The following is a 20,165-nucleotide window of genomic DNA, read 5'->3' on the forward strand; positions in this document are numbered from 1 at the left end:
CCACTAGGGCTTCGCATTGAAGTTAGAAGAAGAGTTCAAGGTTTGCGCCAATCGTACGAGGAGCTTGTCTGATTGGCTGGTCAACTGCCGTATGGTGGCTAACTAACGTTCGTTTATCAGAGTCAAACAGGTTCGTGGCGTAAAGGCTGGCTCGACCATTTTCAAACAAGTAGGAGAGCTGCATATTGGCTGTCCAATACGGTTTGATCTCTTGGTCGTCACTGTTCTTCAAATCGGAGTAGTATTTGCCTGTGTACTGCGCGTTGCCTGAGATTTCGAAATTGTCGGTAATCGCATACAAGGCGCCCATGTTTGCGGTCAGTGCAGGAGCGCGAGGCAGCTCTTTGTTGTCACCACCTGCGGCCTTGGTTTGTTTATAGCGAGTCTTTAATAAACCTAAGTTGGTAAACAGCTCCAATTGGTAGCTTGGCAACCAACGTGCGCCGAGCTCAGCACCGTAGGTGGAGGCTGAATCTAGGTTTTGAATTGCAACATAGCCGTCAGCAAGGTTTTGTTGAATCTGCATGTCTTCGTAGTCGTTGTAGAATACGTTAGACGTCAGCTCGATTTTTCCATCGTTTAAGCCGTGGCGAGTGTAGAGCTCATAGTTCCAGACACTTTCCGTTTCAAAGGCGTAAGGTTTCATTGGTCCTTGACGTTCAGAGTGGAAACTTACACCAGCACCGCCATTGTTATAACCTTTGGCAACGTTGAAACCATAGGTTTGACGGGAATCCGGTCTAAAGGCGATATCAAACTTTGGCAAGAACACGGTTTCGGTTTCATCATAATCCAGCTTGAGCATGTCAACTTCACGTTGCTTGTTCTCGCGCTCAAATCGACCTGCAAGTGTCACTTCGACCTCGGGAATAATCGCATAGGTTGCTTCCGCAAAAGCAGATTTGGTCTCGGATTTGCCGTCCATAGGGCTTTCTCCGCGCACATTGGTGAACAGATCATCTTGCTTTGAGCGATAGTAACGCGCACCAAATAGCGCGGTGAGTCGATTGTCTGCGGCGTGGTAACGCAGTAAAGGCTCGATGTGCATTTCTGTGCCTTCGGTGATGAAGTCAGCACGCCACCCCTCAGGATCAGTGATGCGCTCCGCTTTCGATTGACTGTAGACGACGCTGTTTTCAAACGTCCAAGCATCGGCGAACTGCCAGTCGATATCCCAAATGACATTGCGTGATTCTGTTTCATACACCGGACGTTTTGCCGGGAAAGAAGCGCCGATTTCATTCTCGGATTGTGGGGCATGGGTGTCGCTAGAATCAAAAGTCAGCATGGTTTTAAAATCGGCGATGGCACTTGGCTCTAACAACAGTTTTGCTCGCGCGGTAGTGGTCCGAAACTCGCGACTGTCTCCGGCAGGATTGTAGCTTTCTAGATCCAAGTGACTATTGCGACTTTGATGATCAACGCTGAGGCGAAATGCCAGTTGGTCGCTGATTATCGGTGCATTGATCATTGCTGAGGTTTGCGTGTAGTCATGCTGACCGTATCCCGCGCGTGCTTTGACCTCAAAATCGTGGCTTGGGTCCATGGTTTTGATCACAATCGCACCCGCAGAGGCATTCTGGCCTTGAATGTAACTTTGCGGGCCAAGGTGGACCTCGACTTGGTCTACATCCCAGAGCGAACGTGGACCAAAGGCGATTTCAGAGTAGGTGAGTGAGCGCCCGTCAATGGATAGATTCAATCGAGTTGATGTGCCAGCAAAGCTCGCCAATGCGCCCACTGAAGGGCCGGAGCCATCAATACCACGTACAGAAGGCATACTGTTTCCGACACCAGAGTCAACAACGTTGGGCGCGAGCGTGATCAGGTCAGCGACTTCAGTGGCCCCCGGTGTCGATTCGATGGTCGATTCGTCGAATACTTTTACGCTGGAGGCGGTCTCATAAATGCTGCGCTCCGTTTTCTCACCGATCACCACGATGGTGTCGAGTGTGGTGACTGAATCGGAAGCCTGGTCATGTTGTCCGGTGTTCGCGCTTAGCCAAGGGCTGACTAAGGCTGCAGCAATACAAGTGGCAAGTTTTGTGGTTTGGGGCTTAGATTGCAAAATGGCAGTTACATGGTTGCGTATGAAGGCCACACCCTATCTCCTTATAGATTAACGAACGGCAAAAAACGTGATGTTACGATGAGCACGTTGTTCACCGCTTAACTTCGACGGGGATTTAATCGTTGAATTAGAAAAGATGCAAATGAGAATTGTTATTATTTAATCTTAATCGCTTATGAAAAACAGGCACCATGACGGCTTAAGGAGAAAAGCGCCTTTGGTTTCGCGGGTTGGCAAGGGATTTACCGTTATATACAGGATGGCATGCATTTTTTGGTTTAAGAAATGTTAATAGAATCTTACAAACGAAGCGGGTGGATCTTGAGGACATCACTAGCACTTATCGGTGTAACTCTATGATAATGGGGCCAACAAATGACCAGTGCCCTGAATCAAGCTATCCCATAACCTTGCTATGGATGGTGCCAAGCACGTGTAATAACCAGAGAAAAGTGATGAGAGACCGAATTCAATCAACCTCCGCCTACCTGATGCTGTTTGCATTGACGATGTTAAGCGCTTTACTGAGCTTCTCAGTTCAGGCAAGTGTCGAAACTGGCTGGATGAGCAGCCCAGAACATCCTCCAGTGCGTACTCGGTTTGTGATCACAGGACAGGTCGATGAAACCAAACAACAGGTTGAGGGATTTCTTGAAGTTGAGCTGAGTGATGGTTGGAAAACCTACTGGCGCAGTCCTGCTGAAGGAGGTGTTGCTCCCAGTATTGATTGGCATGATTCAGAAAACTTAGGCAACGTTGATTGGCATTGGCCTTACCCTCAGCAATTTGATCTACTTGGCATCCATACCCTGGGTTACCAAGGGGACACCGTGCTCCCGATGACCTTGACGATTGAGGATTGGTCGCAGCCCGTTGACCTAAAGGCGACTCTACGACTCTCTTCCTGCACCACCATTTGTGTATTGACCGACTATCCATTCGAGCTTTCATTTCGCCCAGAACAACTCACTTTGTCCGAAGACGCGGTGTATCAGTACGCGCAAGCCATCAGCAGGGTACCTAAAGCCTCTCCTTTGATTCAAAGCACTCAAGCCACTTGGGACCGAGATCAGCAGCGATTGGAAGTTCGAGTTGCCAAGTCGTTAGGTTGGCATCTGCCTGAGATGGTCGTCGATGGGGCGACTGAGTCATCTCAAGAGTACGGATTTAAACCTCTTGGTTTGGTTGTCGAGGAGAATATGGCCGTTGCAACCTTTGCGGTAAAAAGCTGGTTGGGGGAGGTACATCTTGATGGTCGCGAGTTACGTATCTCCATTAAAGACGAGCATTTTTTAGCCGAGCAGTCGGTCATCGCAAGGAGCGGGCGGGTTGAACAAAGTGCCTCGATTACTACGATGCTCGGTTTTGCGTTTTTAGGCGGTTTGATACTCAATATCATGCCTTGCGTGTTACCAGTGCTTGGTATGAAGTTGAGTAGCGTATTGTCCACTCAAGGTTTGCAGCGTCGCGAAGTTAGGCGCCAATTCTTAGCTTCCTCTGCGGGGATCTTGGCTTCATTTTGGCTACTGGCTGCGATGTTAGTGGGGTTGAAACTGACAGGCAGTGTGGTCGGGTGGGGCATTCAATTTCAGAGTCCATGGTTTATCGGCTTGATGGTGTTGGTGACTTTGCTGTTTGGTAGCAATATGTTGGGCTTATTTGAGATTCGTCTTTCCGCCAATACCACCACTTGGCTTGCGACCAGAGGAGGCGGTCGTTACTGGGGGCACTTTAGCCAAGGTGCGTTTGCAACCTTACTGGCAACCCCGTGCTCCGCGCCTTTTTTGGGGACAGCCGTGGCTTTCGCCTTAGCAGCCAGCAACGTGGAACTATTGGTGATATTTACCGCTTTGGCGGCGGGTATGGCGATGCCTTGGCTTTTAGTGGCAATGTGGCCAAACCTCGCTCGAGCGCTGCCAAAGCCGGGCCGCTGGATGAATAAAGTCAGAGCGCTGTTTGGGCTTATGCTACTGGCGACGAGTTGTTGGTTACTCTACTTACTTGCCAACCATTTACCCATATTCTGGATTATCTTATTAGCAGTGACCGCCATCGTGGTGTTGCTCGCACGCATCAAACGCGTATATGGAGACAAAGCCATGGCGTTCTCCGGCGCTATTTTGCTGTTTTCACTTGCGGGCTCGCTGCTGGTTGCCAGTGTGACGACGGAGCATTGGGCTACACCATTACCGCAAGACCCAAACTGGAAGCCGCTTTCTAATCGCCTGATTGAACAGTCGGTTGCACAGGGTAAAACCGTGTTCGTCAACGTTACTGCAGATTGGTGTATTACCTGTCAAGCCAACAAAATTGGTGTCATCTTGCAAGATCCTGTCTACTCAACGCTGTTGGCAGAAAATGTGGTCACGATTCAAGGCGATTGGACTCATCCTGACAGCGCAGTGACGGACTACTTGCGCGCCAATGGTCGCTACGGAGTGCCATTTAATATCGTTTATGGCCCTTACGCTCCCGATGGTATTCCACTGCCTGTTATCTTGACCGAGCAAGTGGTCATGGATGCGATGCACATGGCAAGCAAAGGAGTACAGTAATGAAAAAACGCCTATTAGGTTGGAGTAAAGACCTCGCTATCTATGGAGCGCTGGCTATTGTGATTGCCGTTTCTGTTGATTGGTATCGCACCAAAGATTTGCCAAGAGATAATGCCCCGAACATTACCGGAGAGCTGATTAGTGGAGAATATTTTGATGTGGTTGCTCAAAGTCATCAGCAGCCTGTTGTGGTCTACTTTTGGGCGACATGGTGTGGCGCTTGTCGATTTGTCACACCGACGATTGATTGGCTCAGTGAGTACTATCCGGTTGTGGCTGTGTCTGGAGCCTCAGGTGCTGATGGGCGTGTTCAACGCTACATGGCACACAGAGAATATCAATTTGATAATCTTAATGATCCAAAAAGTGACATTTTCCGCAGTTGGGGAATATCGGTAACGCCCACCATCGCAATCGTCAAAAATGGGCAAGTAGTATCAATGACCACAGGTATTACGACGCCGCCCGGTTTGTTGGCGAGAGTCATGTTTCACCAATAGTAAAAAGCCTCCCGAGATGGGAGGCTTGGTTTATTTAGAGCGTGTGTTGGTGCTCGGCGATAAGCATGTCCATTGCAAGTTCTGCTTTTTCGTAGGCTTGCTCAAAAGACTCTTGGCTCGAGAACTCTTCCACCACTTCGTAGTAACACTTGAGTTTTGGCTCGGTTCCTGAAGGTCGAACAATCACTCGAGCACCGCCTGAAAGATGGTAGATAAGCACGTCACTGGCGGGTAAATCGATGCTCTCAACCGTGCCGTCTGAGTGAGTACGGGTTAGTGTTTTAAGATCTTCTAATACTTCGACCTGTCGACCGGCAATTTGAGTCGGTTGATTGGCGCGCAGTTTGTCGCCCACTGGCGGCGCTTTCGGATCCAAAGCGGTGCTGTGTTGGGCATTGATGACCATACCATGTTGACGATAAATCGACTCTAGCTGATCCCAAATCGTTTTGCCTTGCGCTTTTAGTTCCGCCGTCAGTTGAGCAAACGCCACTAAAGCAGAAAGACCATCTTTATCCCAAACCTTGTTACCCACGGTATAGCCCAATGCTTCCTCATAGGCGAACAAGAACCGCTTGTCTTGTGTTTGCTTTTGCATCGCGATATTGGTCAGCCATTTAAAGCCAGTGAGCGTTTGATAGTATTCGGCGCCAAAAGAGTGAGCGATCTTTTGCAAAAGTGTTGATGAAACAATCGTGTTGCCCACCAGTTGCCCGCTTGCCTCTGTTTTAGACAGCAAGTAGTGGCCGAACAGTGAACCGACTTGATCGCCTGTCAGCATTTGATACTCGCCATTTGGCTTTTTCACCGAGACAGCAAAGCGGTCCGCATCAGGGTCGTTGGCGCAGGCAATATCGGCATCGTTGTCTTTTGCCAGCGCGACAACCATGTCCATTGCACCGGCTTCTTCTGGGTTCGGGAAGTTGACCGTTGGGAAAGAACCGTCTGGTTCACGTTGCTCTTTTACACTGTAAACCTTGGTGAAGCCTGCATCAGCGAGCAATGTTTCTGCCATCTCAGCACCGACGCCATGCATCGCAGTATAAGCGATGCCGACCGCTTCAGGGGCATTGTGGTTAGACAGCAGTGCATTGCTGTTCATGGTCTGGCGATAGGTTTGGTAGTAATCCTCTTTGAGCCAAACGAGTCGTTGATGTGCTTGTGCATCGTCAAGACACATTAGAGGCACGGGCTTTGTCGCGGCAATATCAATCTCTTTTGCGATACCAGAATCGTGAGGCGGAATAATCTGCGCGCCATTCTCCCAGTAAACCTTAAAACCGTTGTACTCTGGTGGGTTGTGACTGGCTGTCACCACCACGGCCGCTGCCGCGTTAAAGTGACGAACGCCGAACGCAACGATAGGGGTGGCGGCAACCTCGTGAGTCAAGTAAACCTTGATACCTAGCGAGGTCAAAACGGCGGCAGTATCATGAGAAAACTGTTTTGAGTCAGGGCGACCGTCGTAACCGATCACAACCCCGCGCTCCTTTGCATTCTCAACTTGTTCAATCAAGTAGTGACCAAGTCCGGTTGCAGTTTCTTGAATGACTAAGCGGTTCATCCGATTTGGTCCACACCCGACTTTGCCCCGTAGACCCGCCGTTCCGAACTCTAAACGTTGGCTGAAGCGATCATCAAGTTCATCAAACTGCTTTTCATCAATCAGGTGTTGAAGCTCTTCTCGGGTACGAGGATCAGGATCTTTTTCTAACCAATGCGTGACTTGTTCCATCATAGTTTCTTTACCTTTCTTAATCGTTATCCCAAGTGTATGACATTTGGGAGATTATGAGTGATAACGATTATCATTTGTGATAGCGCAATCGCTAAACTGCACAGAAGTCCTATTAAAAGGGATTAGCACTTTCTTGCACAATCGAAAAACGCCAACTAGCTTTTATTAACATAAATATAACAAATTACGTCAATTTTGCTGTTTAAACGGAATTTTCAAAGCCCACAGGCTCAGTTGGACTTTTTTGCTACGGAGCCTCAAAGCAGCCATCTAACGGGTGGTAAAGGCAGAGGAGAGGTCTTTTGAAAGGAATACAGGTTACAGTGTGGCGATTGTTCAAATCGGTCTGTATTGGCCTTGCTACATACATGAGCTTCGTGGCAACGACCGTGGCTGAAGATAACACCTTCAACATGACGCAAGGTGTGACGGACATTAGCGGCCAAGTTTACGATTTGCATATGCTGATTTTTTACATCTGCGTTGCGATTGCTGTCGTTGTGTTTGGCATTATGTTCTATTCCATGTATCACCATCGTAAATCGAAAGGAGCGGTGGCGGCTAATTTCCATGAAAGCACCAAGGTGGAAGTGATTTGGACGGTGATTCCGATCATCATTTTGGTCCTGATGGCGATCCCCGCAACGAAGACTCTCGTTGCAATGGAAGATACGTCGCAATCGGACCTAACGGTGAAGATTACCGGCTCACAATGGAAGTGGCATTACAGCTACTTTAATGAAGACGTCGAATTTTTTAGCCTGTTGGCAACCAGTCAAAAGTCGATCGACGGACTCGAAGAGAAGGGAGCCCACTACCTTCTGGAAGTCGATAACCCCTTAGTCCTCCCTATCAATCGCAAAGTCCGTTTTTTGATGACGTCGGACGATGTTATCCACTCTTGGTGGGTGCCCGATTTCGCAGTCAAAAAAGACACCATTCCCGGTTTTATTAATGAAGCATGGACGCGAATTGATGAGCCCGGCATTTATCGAGGACAGTGCGCAGAGCTTTGTGGTCGAGCACATGGCTTTATGCCTATCGTAGTGCACGCTATGGAAGAAACGCAGTACGACCAATGGCTTGCAGATAAGAAAGCGGAAATCGAACAAGCGAAGCAAGAGGCTGCGGCATCATTGACTGCGACACTCTCAAAGCAAGAACTGATCGACATTGGCACGCAAGTCTATGTTGACCGTTGTGCTGTGTGCCACCAAGCAAATGGCGCGGGTATTCCGGGTGCGTTTCCTGCGATTACCGGCAGTGCAGTCGCAACGGGAGACATCAGCGAACACATTGATGTGATTGTCAATGGTCGCGCAGGCACGGCGATGCAGGCGTTTGCCAATCAGTTGACGGACAAAGAAATCGCTGCGGTTGTCACCTACCAAAGAAACGGTTTGGGTAACAACACGGGTGATGTGGTACAAGCTGCTGACGTGAACGCATTCAAAGCGGCGCAATCTGGCGCATCTGAGGAGGCACAATGAAAACGCCCAAACCTGAGTTATCAGAACAGATCAAATCTGCTCCAGCAGCCGACGCGGAGATCAGCCGAGCGAACAGTGCGATTGTCGTTGAAGAGCACGATCATCATGGGCCTGCTAAAGGGATAACGCGTTGGCTCTATTCCACAAACCACAAAGACATCGGGACGCTTTACCTGTGGTTTAGCTTCATCATGTTTTTGACCGGAGGCGCGATGGCGATGATCATTCGTGCCGAATTGTTCCAGCCAGGCTTGCAATTGGTGGATCCTCAGTTCTTCAACCAGATGACGACCGTTCACGGCTTGATCATGGTATTTGGTGCCGTTATGCCGGCCTTTACTGGTTTGGCAAACTGGATGGTTCCAATGATGATCGGGGCGCCAGATATGGCTTTGCCTCGCATGAACAACCTCAGCTTTTGGATTCTTCCCTTTGCGTTTTTGATTCTTATTGCCTCGCTGTTTACCGAAGGCGGAGGCCCTGATTTTGGTTGGACTTTCTATGCGCCACTGTCCACCACGTATGGTCCAGACAGCACTGCCCTGTTTGTATTCTCGGTACATATCATGGGGATCAGCTCGATCATGGGGGCGATCAATGTGATTGTTACCATCGTCAACATGCGCGCCCCTGGGATGACTTGGTTCAAAATGCCAATGTTCGTTTGGACTTGGTTGATCACCGCGTTTTTGCTTATCGCTGTGATGCCCGTGCTCGCTGGGGCGGTGACCATGGTGTTGACCGACAAATACTTCGGCACTTCGTTTTTTGATGCCGCAGGTGGGGGCGATCCTGTGATGTTCCAGCACATTTTCTGGTTCTTTGGCCATCCTGAGGTGTACATCATGATCTTGCCATCGTTTGGCATTATCTCCGCGATTATTCCTGCATTTAGTGGCAAAAAACTGTTTGGCTACCATTCGATGGTCTACGCGACTTGCAGCATCGCACTGCTCTCATTCTTGGTCTGGGCACACCATATGTTTACCACGGGCATGCCGGTGTTTGCAGAGCTGTTCTTTATGTATTGCACCATGTTGATTGCGGTGCCGACAGGCGTGAAAGTGTTCAACTGGGTGGCCACTATGTGGCGAGGGGCGATGACGTTTGAGACCCCGATGCTGTTTGCCATAGCCTTCATTATCTTGTTTACCATCGGTGGATTCTCTGGGCTTATGTTGGCGATTGTCCCTGCGGACTTCCAATACCACGATACCTATTTTGTGGTGGCGCACTTCCATTATGTCTTGGTCTCTGGGGCAGTATTCTCGATTATGGCGGCCGCTTACTACTGGTTGCCAAAATGGACCGGACACATGTATGACCATAAGTTGAGTTTGTGGCATTTCTGGTGTTCGGTCATTTCAGTCAATGTGCTGTTTTTCCCTATGCACTTCTTGGGTTTGGCGGGCATGCCACGCCGAATTCCGGACTATGCGATTCAGTTTGCTGACGTAAACCAGATTGTCTCCATCGGCGGTTTTGCTTTTGGTCTATCGCAGCTGATTTTCCTCTGGTTGGTGATCAAATGCATTCGCGGCGGAGAGAAAGCGCCGGCTAAAGTGTGGGAAAGGGCGGAAGGACTTGAATGGACCGTGCCGAGCCCTGCGCCTCATCATACCTTTGATACACCACCAAAAGTGGATTAGGGGGGCGTTATGAGCCAAGCGAAGTCGAATCAAAAACTGACGCTGAAGCTGCTCGTGGCAACCATGGCGATGTTTGGCTTCGGCTTTGCGCTGGTGCCTCTTTATGATGTGATGTGTGATGCGCTTGGCATCAACGGCAAAACCAACACAGAATCTGTTCTTCAGCCTCAAGGGATGGTTGCGGATACCTCTCGTGTTGTCCGCGTGGAGTTTATGGCCCATTTAAATCAAGGGATCCCATGGCAGTTTGGGCCAAAGCAAGCCTACATGGATGTTCACCCTGGTGAAGTCATACAAACAGCGTTTGTGGCAAAAAATCTCGCCGCGAAAGAGATTGTTGGCCAAGCGGTACCTTCCGTGTCCCCAGGGTTAGGCGCAACCTATTTCAATAAGATCGAGTGTTTTTGTTTTAATCAGCAACCACTGGCGAGTCAAGACAGCGCCGAAATGCCACTGATCTTTTATATCGAGCCTGATATTCCCGATTCGATCCACACTCTTACTCTCTCTTATACCTTGTATGACATTACTCAGTCTGTGGACGCCTCGTTAGAAGTGGCGACATTAACTGCCACGTCCTCAATACCCTCAAGACCAAAGCAAGGAGCAGCCCAATGAGCTCAAAACATCAACCTTACTATGTTCCCGCTCAGAGTAGTTGGCCCATTGTCGGCGCGGTTGCCCTATTTCTAATCGCGGTCGGGGCGGGGCTAACGGTGCAAAACATGGCCGAGGGTGGCGATGGCAGCGTTTTTGGCAAACTTATCTTGTTGGCGGGATTTCTTTTCTTGCTGTACATGTTTGCGGGCTGGTTTAGCAATGTGATTACCGAGTCGATGAGCGGTCAATACTCACAGCAAATCTCGCGTTCATTTCGACAGGGCATGAGCTGGTTTATTTTCTCTGAGATTATGTTCTTCGGGGCATTTTTTGGTGCTTTGTTGTATGCCCGCGTGATAGCCGTCCCTTGGTTAGGCGGCGCCAGTAACAATGCGATGACCCATGAAGTGCTTTGGCCAACCTTTGAAGCGCTTTGGCCATTAACGACAACGCCAGGGGGCACCGAAACGCAGGCCATGGGCTGGCAAGGGATCCCTCTTATTAATACGCTAATTCTGCTGACTTCTTCGATAACCCTGCATCTTGCGCATACCAGCTTGGAGCAAAATAAACGGATGGCGCTGATTGTGTGGCTTGAGATCACCATAGTGTTGGCGTGCTTCTTTTTGTATTACCAAGGCGTCGAATATGCTCATGCCTATCAAGATCTAGGTCTCACGCTTCAATCGGGGATCTACGGTAATACCTTTTTCTTGCTGACGGGTTTCCATGGCATGCACGTGCTGCTTGGTACCACCTTCCTTATTGTTTTACTTGCTCGGATTGCGAAAGACCACTTTACGCCGAAAGATCACTTTGCATTCCAAGCGGGCAGCTGGTATTGGCACTTTGTTGATGTGGTTTGGTTATGCCTGTTTGTCTTTGTTTACGTGCTGTAGACCGCTAGTAGGGGCGCACGTTTGGGTCGATAAAACCGCTAAGCAATGCAGCAACCATAAGGACGACGGCCAATGCAGAAAGAAACACACGACGACCAAGGTAGAAGCTCATTGGTTTGTCGGGTTGCTGAGTATCTTCGTCGTCTTGTTGTGGTCCTTTGACCATCTCGATCATTGCGCGAGCTAGGTTGAAAATAATGAACAGCAATAACACCACAAGCAGCAATTTGAAAAGAAATACCATGAGGTTGTCCTTAGGCTTTTTAGTAAAGAGACCAACTTTTTGGTTAGCTTTGATATTAACTTTGGTTGTCTTTTCGCTATTGATCAACTTGGGTTTGTGGCAGTTAGGGCGAGCAGACGAGAAACTGGCGATGGAGCAATACCTTAGCAGCCGAGAATTTTCTCAGCCGATATCGATGAGTGAGTTGGAATCCCGGACGAAGGGGTATTTGACTGGCATTAAGGTCAAGGCTCGTCTTACGCCAGTGAGCGGGAAGTATCTGCTGCTGGATAACCAAATCTATCAGGGACAAGTTGGCTATCTGGCGATGCAGTTGACGATAAATGAGCAGGGGAAAGGAGTGTTACTCGAACGAGGATTTGTACCAGCAGCGGAGAGCCGCTCAGTGTTGCCTAGGGTTGAGTGGTTAAATCAACCCATCGAGGTGACAGGACGCTTGTATCAACGTTCGAACAACCCTTTGAGTGAGCAGCTGCTTGCTGAGTCAGGACCAGTGGTCAGGATTCAAAATCTCAACTTGGAACGATTGGCCGAAGAGTGGCAGCAGCCGTTAGAGCCTTATGTATTTCAGCCCCAAGTTGAAGATTGGACGTATCCTCAACCATGGCAGCCCGTACCAATGACATCATCAAAGCACATTGGCTATGCAGTGCAGTGGTTTGCGATGGCGGCGGCACTGCTTGGGTTAAGTGGTTGGGTGTTCGTGAGAGCGATAAACAAAGGAGTGGCGCATGAGTAATCCAGTGTGGCGAGGAAGAATCATATTTCTCACATTAGTGCTGATGTTCGCATTGCCTGCAATTTTGGCCAAGACGGTATTAATCAATCATTGGTATCAGTCTGGGGTGACCAATCGAGGCGTGTTGATTGAGCCAAGTGTCAGTTACCAAACTCTCGGCATCGACAACCCCTATGCTGGAAGTCAGTGGCAGTTGGCCTATGTGATGCCGAGTCGCTGTGAGGCATTTTGCCAGCAGCAACTCTATCTATTGGGGCAAAGTCATACCGCGCTTGGCAAGTACCAAGGTCGGGTTTCTCCGGTATTACTGGTTCGCTCGGACAATGAGGTGATGCCAAAGGTAGCCGAGCAATTTAACGTGGTTAATGTAAGCGGTAATTTGGACCACTTGGTCTCAGGATTCGAGGTCGTGATTGTTGATCCTCTAGGGCAGTTAGTCATGCGTTATCCAAAAGTGAAAACAGAAAGTGACTTGGTCCAACAAAGCAAGGATGTGTTGGCCGATTTACGCAAGCTACTCAAACTATCGCGAGTAGGGTAAGCGTTCACACGATTTAAGACAGGGAGCACGTTGATGAAATTGATAAATTTAGTGCGGCTTAGTGTAGCGTTAACCTTTGTCGTGATTATGCTTGGCGCCTATACAAGACTCGCAGATGCTGGATTGGGCTGCCCGGATTGGCCCGGTTGCTATGGTCATCTGACTGTGCCGAATGAGCACCATGAGATCGCATTGGCCAAAACTTTGTACCCTTCACTGACCATTGAAGCCAACAAGGCTTGGCTTGAGATGATTCACCGCTATTTTGCAGGCACGCTCGGGTTGATCATTTTCCTTATTTCGTTTCGGTGTATTCGAGAAAAGAGTTTAGGGATTGGCTTGCCACTGACGCTCTCGTTGGTCGTGGTATTTCAGGCATTGCTCGGTATGTGGACAGTGACGATGAAGTTGATGCCCATTGTTGTGATGGGGCACTTGCTTGGCGGGTTCTCGTTATTTTGTTTGTTGGCGATACTCTATTGGCGACTCAAAGATAAATCGACGCCCTCGGCAGCGGCTTTATCTGTTCCAAAAGCCGCGAAGGGACTGGCTGCAATCGCCTTAGTCGTTGTGGTTTTGCAAATCGCCTTGGGAGGATGGACATCGTCAAATTATGCCGCCTTGATGTGTACCAGCTTGCCGATTTGTCAGGGAGATTGGACAAGCTATCTCGATTTCTCTACCGCGTTTGAGCTGATTCAACCCCAACACGAAAGCTACGAGTTTGGCACCCTTGATTACGGAGCCAGAATGACGATTCATGTGACCCATCGATTTGGCGCAATACTGACGACGCTTGTGGTGATTGCCTTGGCGTTTCAACTGCTCTCAGCAAAAAGCAAAGTGTTGGTGAGAACTGCAGTTTGGCTGGTGGCATTGCTTACGCTGCAACTGCTTCTTGGCATTAGCAACGTGGTGTTTAGCCTGCCGTTGGTCGTGGCTGTTGCGCACAACTTGGGGGCGGCACTGCTGCTGGTTACAGTGCTAAGAGCCAACTATGTGTTGTTTGACCGTTCGACCAGTCGAGTGACCCACTCTGAATTGTTAGATAAGGAAGGTGTACGATGAGTAAAACGATTCACTACACACGAGCGTCGTCTCGCGCCAACTGGCATGTGTATCTTACTCTAACTAAACCCAAAGTGGTTGCACTCATGCTTTTGACAGCATTGGTTGGCATGTGCCTCGCGGTGCCGGATGCATTGCCTCTTCAACAAGCCTCATTTGGACTGTTCGGAATTGCGTTGATGGCGGGGTCAGCCGCCGCCTATAACCATCTCATCGACCGACGAATCGACTCAATCATGGCACGGACCTATAAGCGCCCGTTGCCGTCTGGTGACATCAAAGCCAGTCATGTGATGATGTTTGCGACCAGTATTGGCTTGATTGGCTTTGTAATTCTTTATGCGTTGGTCAATCCACTGACCGCTTGGCTGACGTTCGCCAGTTTGGTTGGCTATGCGGTGATCTATACCATGTACCTAAAGAGAGCGACGCCACAAAATATCGTCATCGCAGGTATTGCCGGTGCGATGCCTCCACTATTGGGCTGGACTGCCGTCACCGGAGAGTTACATGCTCACGCTTGGTTACTGGTGATGATTATTTTCATTTGGACTCCTCCTCACTTCTGGGCGCTCGCCGTTCACCGCAAAGAGGACTATGCAAAAGCTGATATTCCTATGCTGCCAGTCACCCATGGTGTTGAGTACACAAAAACGTCTATCTTGCTATATACCATTCTTCTGGCGTTGGTCTGTTTGATGCCTGCCTTGGTAGGAATGAGCGGCACGATTTACTGGATAGGATCGGTATTTCTTAGCCTAGGGTTTATTGGTTATGCTTGGAAACTAAAATTTAACCCGAATGAAGGTTCAGCTATCGAAACTTTCAAATTCTCGATCTACCATTTAATGGCACTGTTTGTCTTATTATTATTTGACCATTATTTAACCTAACTGACTGTTCACACGGTACAACATAGGTTAATCTTTGCAGCCCTTGTAGGAGTTGAGTTGAAATCTATGTTGTCGTTGTCAGATTTGTTTGGGAAAAGATTGCTATTGTGGGTAGCGTTAGTCGCTATCGGTGGCTCTGCATCCTTGGCTAAATCGTTTGATATTTACGGTCACATTGTTGCTGGTATGGAAACACTGGTGGGCGGTGATTGGGCAATGCACCTTATCGTAGCCACAACGCTGGGCTTTTTTGCATCTTGGGCAACCCCAAAAAGCTTCTATCAATACTCAAGCGTTCCAATCTCACCTTGGGTCGGGTTGCTGCTTATTGCCGTCACGATCGATGAGTTTTCGCAGATGTATTTCCCACTTCGACAGTTTTCTTATAGTGATTTGGCGATCAATATCAGTGGTGTGTTGATTGGAAGCCTTACTTATCTTTGTTACATGGGCTTTCGTTACCCTGCTTACCTACGCTGATGGCGCAGAATATGACTTTCTAGCTTTTTAAAGAGCATGGAAAGGGCTAAGCAAATCGTCAAATACGTTAGGCCGACAATCAACCAAATTTCAAAAATTAACCCAGACGAGTTCGCCATCTCGGTGCCGACAAACGTCATTTCCTGAATAGAAATCAGGGACACAATCGACGTGTCTTTAATCAGCGAGATCGCCTGTCCTGCCAACGCTGGCGTTATCGTGACAAGCACTTGCGGCGCAATTACATAGCGATACTTCACCCAAGTGGATAAACCCAGTGATTCAGCGGCCTCCCATTGACCTTTTTCAACGCTGGCTAAACCTGAGCGGACGATCTCTGCGACGTAAGCTGAAGACAGAATACCAATGCAAAGCACGCCAGAAAGCAAGTTTTCCCACAGCGCTGCGGGACCAAACAACAGAGATTGCAGTGAGGTAATTTCACCGGAATGGTTTCTGAGTATTTCTCCTAGACCTAATAAAGGGATTAATTGGTTTGAGATAAAGAAATAGAAAATAAACACAAACACCAATGGCGGAATGTTGCGAACTAACTGGATGAAAATATTGATAGGCTGACGGATGAGGGTAAACCGCGATTGCCTACCGATACCAAGTAATGTCCCTAGGGTGAAGGCGAGTACACCTCCCCAAATACTTAGGCGCAGTGTCGCGACCAAACCTTGAAAAAAGTAGGGCAGTGAGCCATCGGACCGAGCGGTAAAAATGAGGTCAAAGGCTTGTTGCCATCGCCAATGGTAGTTAACGCCAATGGAAGAGCGGTAGTAGAGCCAGCCGACAAGAAGCGCTAAGCCAAACAATAGAGTGACGTCTAGCTTATTGAACTTGAATTTGCTTGCTGCAACAACGGGTGCAGATGCGGATTGTACATTACTCACTTTACTACCACTTCGTTATGTTTATTGACCGTTTGCGACTTGGTTTTGCCAATCTAGTGTGGAGAACCAGTACTCATAGCGCTCGCTTAACCAACCATCTTGAGTTCTGGCGTTGATCCACTCATCGAAAAAGGCTTTTTTATCCTCTTCCCCTAAACGAACTGCAAAGGCTTCATTGCCTTTAGACAAACGCTCTGAGAAAGGAATAAACAGTTTATCGGCATGTTTGACCGCTTCATGCTCCGGTTTCGGGCTCGAGGCGATCACTGCGTGCGCGTTGCCATTGAGGACTTCTTGGAATGCTTGCGCGTCGTCATCAAATTGAAGGATTTTTGCTTTCGGGAACGTCTCACGAGCCACTTGAACGGTAAATGCCCCGCGTCTGGCGGCTATTTTTACGCGGCGAGAGTCGAAGTCACTGAACTCTGTAAATCCGGCTGCAAGCTCTGTGTTCGCGGCCACTTGAACCCCTGAGTGCGAGTAAGGCGTCGAAAACAACACGCTTTTAGAACGCTCTGGCGTGACGCTCATTCCGCCGATGATGACATCGAATTTCTGCGCCAATAGCGCGGGAATAATGCCATCCCACGCTGTGGGTACGAACTCGACTTTCCACCCAGAGTCTGCGGCAAGGCGCTTGGCAACATCGATTTCAAAGCCAATCAACTCACCTTGAGTGTTGCGCATAGCCCAAGGGACAAATGTTGACATACCAACGCGCAATGTACCGCGCTCATTGATTTTATCGATGTTGGGCGTGTCACTTGCCATAGAAGGCAGTGCAATCGCCAATCCAAGCAATGCGGTAATAGCACGCTTGAAACTCTTTTTCGATACGAACTTTCCTAACGTTTTCATGGTTGTTCCTTATTGTGTTCGCCAACTAGCGCCCAATTTGTGCTCAAGGAGAGCAGACAAAGCGGACAATGACAGGGTGAGCAGCAGATAAATCGCTGCGACGGTGAACCAAATTTCAAATGGCATCGCAGTTTCAGCAACGATGTTTCTCCCCTCCGTAGTGAGGTCAAAAATCGCCATCACAGATACAATGGAGGAATTTTTGACCAACGATACCACTTCGTTGGTCAAAGGCGGCAGCGTCCTTTGCAGCAACTGAGGCAAGATAACATCATAGTAGGTATGAAACGGATTGAGCCCCAATGACTTGGCCGCTTCAAACTGGCCTTTCGATATACTATTCAAGCCACCACGGAAAATCTCGGCCGTGTAAGCACCTTGAAAGAGGGACAAAGCGAGTACCGCTGTTGCAAAGCGGTCTAAGCCAATCACAGGACCAAAGACAAAATAGAGCAGATAGATCTGCACCAGCAACGGAGTGTTGCGGATCAGTTCAATGTAGCCAGTCGCTAGCGCACGCCCGACAACCGAGTTGGACAGTTTTAGCAAAGCGGTGGTTAACCCAATCACTAAGGTAAAGAGTAGGCTGATTAACGATATTTTTATCGTGACAAACAGGCCTTCAATAAGCTCAGCAGGCCACCATTCTCCCTCTTCATAAAAGGCGATGTAGTCAGGTACTCGGTCCCATTGCCATTGGTAGCCCATCGTCTTGGCACCTGAATCCAACAGCCACCATAGCCCCGCAGCGAGCAGCAATATCTGAAAAATGGCGGAAAAAACGGGTTTAAGTATGTTAACCATGATTAATGACAGAGTATTTGGGTGAGAAACTGCTTTGTTCGTGGATGAGACGGCGCGGTGAACAACTGCTCAGGAGGAGCGCTTTCTAGTGCTTCACCTTTGTCCATAAAGATCACTCGATGGGCGACTTTTCTCGCGAAACCCATCTCGTGGGTCACGCACATCATTGTGATGCCGTCGTTGGCAAGGTCGATCATTACATCAAGGACTTCCTGAATCGTTTCAGGGTCTAGGGCTGATGTTGGTTCATCGAACAGTAAAATTTCTGGTTGCATGCACAAAGAACGGGCTATGGCGACACGCTGTTGTTGCCCTCCTGAAAGTTGGATTGGGTATTTAGATGCTTGCTCAGCGATGTTGACCCGCTCCAAGTAATGCATTGCTCGTTGTTGGGCTTCGAGCTTAGAGAGCTTGAGGGTTCGAACAGGGGCCAGTGTTAAGTTTTCTAACACAGTTAAATGAGGAAAGAGATTAAAGTGTTGGAACACCATACCCACTTTTCCAGGTGGGACTTGATCAATGGATGAACCAAGAATAGAGATTTCGCCTTCCGATACGCTTTCTAGCCCATTGACTGTTCGTATCAGGGTGGACTTACCCGATCCAGAAGGGCCACAGATGACCAGAATCTCTCCCTTGGATACCGAGAGTTGGATGTTTTTTAGGGCTTGGAATTGCCCATACCATTTGCTGACATTCGAAAAATTAATCGCGTTCATGACGATACTGCGTTGTTTTTATAGTGGTATTACCATAGCAATATCAATCGGATATTGCATCACACATAGCGAATATCTGCCGCTAAATCGCGGATTTTAACCGCAAATCACGAGGTGTAATTTTATTTTTACACCAATCGTAAAGTGTAAAATTGGTGGAAATATTGCCTTTTGGTGCAAATAGTGGTTGCAACCTTGGTTTTTGATAGATAAGTTACAAGGAACAGGAAAAACACGTTGAGCAATTATGCATCAACCCGTTGGATGCTGGCGCTCACGCCAAGAGAAATAGGAAGTAGTAGCAATGTTCCAGACAGATGATGTACGAATCAGCAAAGTAAAAGAATTATTACCACCAGTTGCTGTTTTAGAGAAGTTTCCAGCAACAGAAACCGCCTCTTCAACCACGTTTCGCTCCCGCCAAGCGATTTCAAATATTTTAAAAGGTGAGGATGACCGCCTGCTTGTTATTGTTGGTCCGTGTTCTATCCACGATCCAGAAGCCGCGATTGAATACGGCAAGCGTTTAAAGGTGCTACGCGATGAATTGGGCGACCGACTTGAAGTTGTCATGCGTGTGTATTTCGAAAAACCACGTACGACAGTTGGCTGGAAAGGGCTAATCAACGACCCTTACCTAAACGATACATTTAAGATCAACGATGGTCTGCGTATGGGCCGTAAGCTGCTTCTCGATTTGACGGATATGGGGCTGCCAACTGCAAGTGAATTCCTCGACATGATCACACCACAGTATGTGGCAGACCTAATCAGTTGGGGGGCAATCGGCGCTCGTACTACGGAATCACAAGTGCACCGTGAACTGGCTTCGGGTATCTCATGCCCAGTGGGTTTCAAAAATGGTACTGACGGTAATATTAAGATTGCTTCGGATGCAATTCGCAGCGCAAGTGCATCTCACCATTTCTTATCTGTTACCAAGTATGGTCACTCTGCGATTGTAGAAACCGCAGGTAACCCGGATTGCCACATTATCCTTCGTGGCGGTAAAGAGCCTAACTACAGTGCAGATCATGTTGGTTCAATCAAGGCTGAGCTTGAAGCTTCTGGCCTTCCTCAAAAAGTGATGATCGACTTTAGCCACGCAAACAGCTCCAAGCAGTATCAACGCCAAATGGTTGTTAGTGATGATGTCGCAGGTCAAATTGCCGGTGGTGAAGAGGCGATCTTTGGCGTGATGATTGAATCTCACTTGGTTGAAGGGCGACAAGACCTAGTGGACGGCGTTGCGCCTAACTACGGTCAATCGATCACTGACGCATGTATTGGCTGGGAAGACACTGAGAAAGTGTTGCGCCAATTGGCCGATTCGGTCCAAGCTCGCCGAGACAATAAGTAAGCCAACCTTTTAGCGATACAAAAGCTCCTTCGGGAGCTTTTTTGCTTTTTATAGGTGT

At 48.6% G+C, this 20,165-nt stretch carries 19 protein-coding genes; 12 read left to right on the forward strand and 7 right to left on the reverse strand.

Features of this window, described 5'->3' with window-relative positions:
• Window positions 1–22: 22 nt before the first annotated feature.
• Window positions 23–2,101, reverse strand: coding sequence for a TonB-dependent receptor (locus tag ACUALS_RS15765; RefSeq protein WP_454449801.1), 2,079 nt, complete (start codon window positions 2,099–2,101; stop codon window positions 23–25).
• Between the two features lie 425 nt (window positions 2,102–2,526).
• Between ACUALS_RS15765 and ACUALS_RS15770 the strand changes: the two genes are divergently transcribed.
• Window positions 2,527–4,626 (forward strand): cytochrome c biogenesis protein CcdA, encoded by a 2,100-nt coding sequence (locus tag ACUALS_RS15770; RefSeq protein ID WP_454449802.1) that lies wholly within the window; start codon window positions 2,527–2,529, stop codon window positions 4,624–4,626.
• Entirely contained in the window at window positions 4,626–5,126 is a 501-nt protein-coding gene (locus tag ACUALS_RS15775; protein ID WP_005470230.1) for a protein disulfide oxidoreductase, read from the forward strand. Before ACUALS_RS15770 ends, ACUALS_RS15775 begins: the two co-directional genes overlap by 1 nt.
• Window positions 5,127–5,160: 34 nt before the next feature.
• On the opposite strand, the gene ACUALS_RS15780 is transcribed toward ACUALS_RS15775, so the two are convergent.
• On the reverse strand, window positions 5,161–6,864 hold the full coding sequence (locus tag ACUALS_RS15780; RefSeq protein WP_454449803.1) for a phospho-sugar mutase: 1,704 nt from the start codon (window positions 6,862–6,864) through the stop codon (window positions 5,161–5,163).
• 368 nt (window positions 6,865–7,232) lie between these two features.
• On the opposite strand from ACUALS_RS15780, the gene coxB reads away from it, so the two are divergent.
• The 4 genes from coxB to ACUALS_RS15800 are packed head-to-tail and all read left to right on the forward strand — an operon-like array spanning window position 7,233 to window position 11,502.
• Window positions 7,233–8,354 carry a cytochrome c oxidase subunit II gene (coxB, locus tag ACUALS_RS15785; protein ID WP_454450034.1) on the forward strand — a complete coding sequence of 374 codons (1,122 nt, stop codon included), beginning with the start codon at window positions 7,233–7,235 and terminating at the stop codon, window positions 8,352–8,354.
• Window positions 8,351–10,003, forward strand: coding sequence for a cytochrome c oxidase subunit I (gene ctaD / locus ACUALS_RS15790; protein WP_454449804.1), 1,653 nt, complete (start codon window positions 8,351–8,353; stop codon window positions 10,001–10,003). Before coxB ends, ctaD begins: the two co-directional genes overlap by 4 nt.
• 9 nt (window positions 10,004–10,012) lie before the next feature.
• Entirely contained in the window at window positions 10,013–10,621 is a 609-nt protein-coding gene (locus tag ACUALS_RS15795; RefSeq protein ID WP_038135057.1) for a cytochrome c oxidase assembly protein, read from the forward strand.
• Window positions 10,618–11,502, forward strand: coding sequence for a cytochrome c oxidase subunit 3 (locus ACUALS_RS15800; protein ID WP_454449805.1), 885 nt, complete (start codon window positions 10,618–10,620; stop codon window positions 11,500–11,502). Before ACUALS_RS15795 ends, ACUALS_RS15800 begins: the two co-directional genes overlap by 4 nt.
• A gap of 4 nt (window positions 11,503–11,506) precedes the next feature.
• On the opposite strand, the gene ACUALS_RS15805 is transcribed toward ACUALS_RS15800, so the two are convergent.
• The gene (locus ACUALS_RS15805; protein ID WP_038135052.1) at window positions 11,507–11,746 is read right to left on the reverse strand and encodes a DUF2909 domain-containing protein; all 240 of its coding nucleotides are present in this window, start codon (window positions 11,744–11,746) and stop codon (window positions 11,507–11,509) included.
• 49 nt (window positions 11,747–11,795) lie between these two features.
• Between ACUALS_RS15805 and ACUALS_RS15810 the strand changes: the two genes are divergently transcribed.
• The 5 genes from ACUALS_RS15810 to ACUALS_RS15830 all read left to right on the forward strand — a co-directional run bounded on the left by ACUALS_RS15810 (window position 11,796) and on the right by ACUALS_RS15830 (window position 15,467).
• Window positions 11,796–12,485: an SURF1 family protein gene (locus ACUALS_RS15810; protein ID WP_454449806.1), complete on the forward strand. Its 690-nt coding sequence runs from the start codon at window positions 11,796–11,798 to the stop codon at window positions 12,483–12,485.
• Window positions 12,478–13,026: a hypothetical protein gene (locus ACUALS_RS15815; protein WP_454449807.1), complete on the forward strand. Its 549-nt coding sequence runs from the start codon at window positions 12,478–12,480 to the stop codon at window positions 13,024–13,026. The genes ACUALS_RS15810 and ACUALS_RS15815 overlap by 8 nt, the downstream gene beginning before the upstream one ends.
• Before the next feature lie 33 nt (window positions 13,027–13,059).
• Window positions 13,060–14,094 carry a COX15/CtaA family protein gene (locus ACUALS_RS15820; RefSeq protein ID WP_454449808.1) on the forward strand — a complete coding sequence of 345 codons (1,035 nt, stop codon included), beginning with the start codon at window positions 13,060–13,062 and terminating at the stop codon, window positions 14,092–14,094.
• A complete protein-coding gene (gene cyoE, locus ACUALS_RS15825; RefSeq protein WP_454449809.1) occupies window positions 14,091–14,987 on the forward strand; it encodes a heme o synthase in 897 nt (298 codons plus the stop codon). The genes ACUALS_RS15820 and cyoE overlap by 4 nt, the downstream gene beginning before the upstream one ends.
• Before the next feature lie 66 nt (window positions 14,988–15,053).
• Entirely contained in the window at window positions 15,054–15,467 is a 414-nt protein-coding gene (locus ACUALS_RS15830; protein WP_454450035.1) for a VanZ family protein, read from the forward strand.
• Here the strand turns inward: ACUALS_RS15830 and ACUALS_RS15835 are convergent.
• From ACUALS_RS15835 to ACUALS_RS15850, 4 genes are read right to left on the reverse strand one after another with little or no spacing between them, the layout of a single operon-like run.
• Window positions 15,455–16,366, reverse strand: coding sequence for an amino acid ABC transporter permease (locus tag ACUALS_RS15835; RefSeq protein WP_454449810.1), 912 nt, complete (start codon window positions 16,364–16,366; stop codon window positions 15,455–15,457). The two genes, ACUALS_RS15830 and ACUALS_RS15835, sit on opposite strands and share 13 nt — an antisense overlap.
• Window positions 16,367–16,387: 21 nt before the next feature.
• A complete protein-coding gene (locus ACUALS_RS15840) occupies window positions 16,388–17,224 on the reverse strand; it encodes a transporter substrate-binding domain-containing protein (RefSeq protein ID WP_038188439.1) in 837 nt (278 codons plus the stop codon).
• Between the two features lie 9 nt (window positions 17,225–17,233).
• Complete coding sequence (locus tag ACUALS_RS15845; RefSeq protein ID WP_411572113.1) at window positions 17,234–18,028, reverse strand: amino acid ABC transporter permease; 795 nt, start codon at window positions 18,026–18,028, stop codon at window positions 17,234–17,236.
• 2 nt (window positions 18,029–18,030) lie between these two features.
• Window positions 18,031–18,747 (reverse strand): amino acid ABC transporter ATP-binding protein, encoded by a 717-nt coding sequence (locus ACUALS_RS15850; RefSeq protein ID WP_454449811.1) that lies wholly within the window; start codon window positions 18,745–18,747, stop codon window positions 18,031–18,033.
• A 304-nt stretch (window positions 18,748–19,051) separates the two neighbouring features.
• Between ACUALS_RS15850 and aroG the strand changes: the two genes are divergently transcribed.
• A complete protein-coding gene (gene aroG, locus ACUALS_RS15855; RefSeq protein ID WP_005470060.1) occupies window positions 19,052–20,107 on the forward strand; it encodes a 3-deoxy-7-phosphoheptulonate synthase AroG in 1,056 nt (351 codons plus the stop codon).
• Window positions 20,108–20,165 lie beyond the last annotated feature (58 nt).

It is taken from the genome of Vibrio sp. NH-7 (assembly GCF_053643215.1).